The organism is Streptomyces sp. GC420, from assembly GCF_009916105.1.
In the GTDB taxonomy this organism is placed as follows: Bacteria; Actinomycetota; Actinomycetes; order Streptomycetales; family Streptomycetaceae; genus Streptomyces.
Window position 1 is genome coordinate 1 of record NZ_JAAAXQ010000552.1, and the last position, 3,751, is coordinate 3,751.

Consider the following 3,751-nt stretch of genomic DNA (forward strand, 5'->3'; position numbering starts at 1 on the left):
CACCAACCCTCCCGCCCCGGCGCGGAGGGCTCCACGGAGGCGGCGGCATGACCATCCCCCTTCTGCTGCTCGCCGCAGCGCTCCTTCTGATCCTCGCCAACGGCTTCTTCGTGGCGGCCGAGTTCGGCCTGGTCACCGTGGAACGCGCGGAGGCCGAGCGGGCCGCCGCCGGTGGCGACCGCAGAGCGGAAACCGTGGTGAAGGCGCTGCGAGAGCTCTCCTTCCAGCTCTCCGGCACCCAGCTCGGCATCACCATCACCTCCCTGGTGGTGGGCATGCTCGCCGAACCCGCCCTGGCCGGACTGCTCTCCGGGCCCCTCACCGCCGCGGGCATCCCCGGCGGTGCCGTTCCCGGGGTGTCCGTGGCCATCGGCATGCTGCTCGCCTCCGCCGTGCAGATGGTGATCGGCGAACTCGTGCCCAAGAACTGGGCGGTGTCCAGGCCGCTGCAGGTCGCCCGATTCGTGGCGGGCCCGCAGCACGCCTTCTCACGGCTCTTCCGGCCGGTGATCGCCCTGCTCAACGCGGTCGCCAACCGGCTGGTGCGCGCGGTCGGCGTCGAGCCCACCGAGGAACTGGCCTCCGCCCGGTCCCCCGGTGAGCTCGTCTCCCTGGCACGGCACTCAGCCCTGGCCGGCGCACTCGAACAGGACACCGCCGACCTGTTCGTCCGTACCCTCTCGCTGGGCGGGCTCACCGCCCAGCACGTCATGACGCCCCGGGTGCGGGTCAGCGCGCTGCAGTCGTCGGCGACCGCCGCCGACGTCCTGAACCTGACCCGGGCCACGGGCCTTTCGCGGTTCCCGGTGTACGCCGAGCGGCTGGACGAGGTCGTCGGCATGGTCCACCTCAAGGACGCCCTCGCGGTCCCGGCCGCGGACCGGATGCGCACCCCGGTCGGCTCGGTCTCCGTGCCGCCGCTGCTGGTGCCGGAGACGCTGCCGGTGCAGCCGCTGCTGGAGCGGCTGCGCAGCGAGCAGCCGATCGCCGTCGTCGTCGACGAGTACGGCGGCACGGCCGGTGTGGTCACCCTGGAGGACATCGTCGAGGAACTGGTCGGCGAAGTGCGCGACGAGCACGACGCCGCCGACCTGCCGGAGCTGGCGGCCGTCCCCGCCGAGGACGGCCGGCCCGCTTGGGAAGCGGACGGCAGCTGCCGGGTACAGACCCTGCACCGCATCGGTTTCGAGGTGCCGGCGGGCCCGTACGAGACGGTCGCCGGCCTGGTCGCCGATCTGCTGGGCCGGATCCCGGTGCCCGGTGACCGGGTGGAGTTGCCCGGCTGGCGGCTGTCCGTGCGCCAGGTCGGCCACTACCGGGCCGAGCGGGTACGGATCGTGCGCACGGCGGACGCGACGGAGACGGTCACGGAACCGGCGGTTACGGAACCGGCGGTCACGGAACGGGCGGTCACGCAGTCCGCCGTCACGCAGCCCGCGGTCACTGAGCGGGCAGCGACAGAACCCGCGGAGGCCGTGCGATGAGCGCGCTGCAACTCGTCTTCGCGGCCCTGCTGGTCCTCGGCAACGGCTTCTTCGTCGGCGCCGAGTTCGCCCTCGTCTCCGTACGGCGCAGCCAGATCGAGCCGTACGCGGCAGAGGGCTCCAAGCGGGCCGGGCGGGTGCTGCACGGGCTGGAGAACCTGCCGCAGATGATGGCGGCGGCCCAGTTCGGCATCACCGTCTGCTCGCTGACCCTGGGCGCGGTCGCGGAACCCACCGTGGCGGGACTGCTGGAGCCCGTCTTCCACGCGGTGCATGTGCCCGAAGGGCTGATCCACCCGCTCGGCTACGTCATCGCGCTGGCCGTGGTGGTCTTCCTGCACCTCGTCGTCGGCGAGATGGTGCCGAAGAACCTGGCCATGGCCGCGCCGGAGAGGACCGCGCTGTGGCTCAGCCCCGCGCTGGTCGCGTTCGCGCGGCTGTGCCGGCCGGTCACCGCGTTCTTCGGAGCCTGCTCCCGGCTGGTCCTGAGGCTGTTCAAGGTCGAGCCGAAGGACGAGGTGGAGGCCGTCTTCACCAGCGAGCAGCTGACCCATCTGGTGGAGGACTCCCGGCAGGCCGGGCTCCTCGACCCCGGTGAGCAGGAGCGGCTGGAGGACGCGCTGGAGCTGGGCAGCCGTCCGGTCACGGACGTACTCCTCGACCGGGCCTCGCTGGTGACCGTCGACCCCACCGTCACCCCGCGCCGGATCGAGGAGCTGACCGTGCGCACCGGCTACTCGCGCTTCCCGGTCTGCGCCGAGAACGGCGCCTTCATGGGCTATGTGCACGTCAAGGACGTACTGGACCTGGACGAGCCGGACCGCGCGGTGCCGCAGCAGGTGTGGCGGCGCATGACCACGCTGCGGCCCGAACTCCCGCTGGACGACGCCCTGTCGGTGATGCGTCGCGCGGCGACGCACCTGGCGCAGGTCGCCGACGGTTCCGGGCGGGTACTGGGTCTGGTGACGCTGGAGGACGTCCTGGAGATGCTGGTCGGCGAGGTGCGCGACCCGGCGCACCGGGAGCAGCAGCCCCGGCCGAAGCCGGTCGGGACGCAGCCGCCCGCCCTGCCGTCCGAAACCGCCCTGCCGTCCGGAACCGCCGCCGCGTGCGAAACCGCCGTACCGTCCGGAACCGCCGCCGCGCCGGCGGAGCCGTCGCTGCCCGCGGCCGGCGTGTCCCGCGTGGGCGGCGCGGCTCCCGCCGCGGAGGTGGAGGAACGGGCGCTGGCCGGCTGACGGCCGCCGCAGGGGCGGCTACGGCAACGGGTCCTGGGGGCCGCGGTCCATCGGGCCGCGGCCCGACAGGACCTCGCCGTAGGCCTGCATCAGGTCCGGCAGCCGGAGCGTCGCCAGCTCCTCCCGGTTCGGCGTGCCGACGTAGCCGGACAGCCGCAGGTCACGGTAGGCGCAGCTCTTCTCGTACAGCGTGCGCAGGAACCGGCCGTTGCCCAGCTCGTCGATCCATCCCTGGTCGACGACGTGCCCGCTGATGGACCGCAGCTCCTCCAGCGACTCCTCGTCCCACTGGTCGCCGTTGTCGGCCGCCAGGACCTGGCCGATGGCGGTCAGCTCCAGGGGACGGTACGAGGGGAAGTCCACCCGGGTGGTGAAGCGGGAGGACAGGCCGGGGTTGGCGGCCAGCAGCCGGTCCATGCCCTCCGGGTAGCCGGCCAGGATCACCACCAAGTGGTCGCGGTTGTCCTCGGCCCGCTTGAGCAGCACCTGGAGGGCCTCGTCCCCGTAGGCGTCGCCCTTGCTGTAGCCGGTGTTGGACAGGCTGTAGGCCTCGTCGACGAAGAGCACCCCGCCGAGTGCCGAGTCGATCAGCTCGTTCGCCTTGACGGCGGTCTGGCCGAGGAACTCGCCCACCAGGTCGGACCGCTGGGCCTCCACGAGATGGTCACCGCCGAGCAGCCCCAGCGCGTAGAACACCCGCCCGAGGATCCGTGCCACCGTCGTCTTGCCGGTGCCCGAGGGCCCGGAGAAGACGAAATGCCGCTTGGGCGGCTGCACCGGAAGGCCCTGCTCGGCCCGCAGCCGCGCCATCTTCAGCTGCGCGGACAGCGCCCTGACCTGCCGCTTGACCGGCTCCAGGCCGACCATCCGCTCCAGTTCCGCCAGCGCGGCGGCCAGCAGCTCCGGGACGGCTCGACGCCGAAGGTCGGCCGCTCGCCTGACGGCGTGGTTCCCGCCGCGGGGGCCTCCCGCCCGGCTCCGCTCCGGAAGGGCTCTTCCCGAGCCGGGTCTTCCGGGCATCAGGGTGTG

Annotated in this window: 3 protein-coding genes; 2 read left to right on the forward strand and 1 reads right to left on the reverse strand. The window is 73.0% G+C overall.

Annotated features, from left to right (window positions below):
- The first annotated feature begins 47 nt into the window (after positions 1 to 47).
- Positions 48 to 1,484 carry a hemolysin family protein gene (locus GUY61_RS35945; RefSeq protein ID WP_166634500.1) on the forward strand — a complete coding sequence of 479 codons (1,437 nt, stop codon included), beginning with the start codon at positions 48 to 50 and terminating at the stop codon, positions 1,482 to 1,484.
- Entirely contained in the window at positions 1,481 to 2,722 is a 1,242-nt protein-coding gene (locus tag GUY61_RS35950; protein ID WP_166634501.1) for a hemolysin family protein, read from the forward strand. The genes GUY61_RS35945 and GUY61_RS35950 overlap by 4 nt, the downstream gene beginning before the upstream one ends.
- Positions 2,723 to 2,740: 18 nt before the next feature.
- Here the strand turns inward: GUY61_RS35950 and GUY61_RS35955 are convergent.
- Positions 2,741 to 3,751 (reverse strand): AAA family ATPase (locus GUY61_RS35955; RefSeq protein WP_243766989.1); only part of this gene is annotated, 1,011 nt, incomplete at its 5' end.

Coding starts and splice junctions, on each gene's coding strand:
- GUY61_RS35945 (WP_166634500.1), top strand. CDS start 48: ATGACCATCCCCCTTCTGCTGCTCGCCGCAGCGCTCCTTCTGATCCTC.
- GUY61_RS35950 (WP_166634501.1), top strand. CDS start 1,481: ATGAGCGCGCTGCAACTCGTCTTCGCGGCCCTGCTGGTCCTCGGCAAC.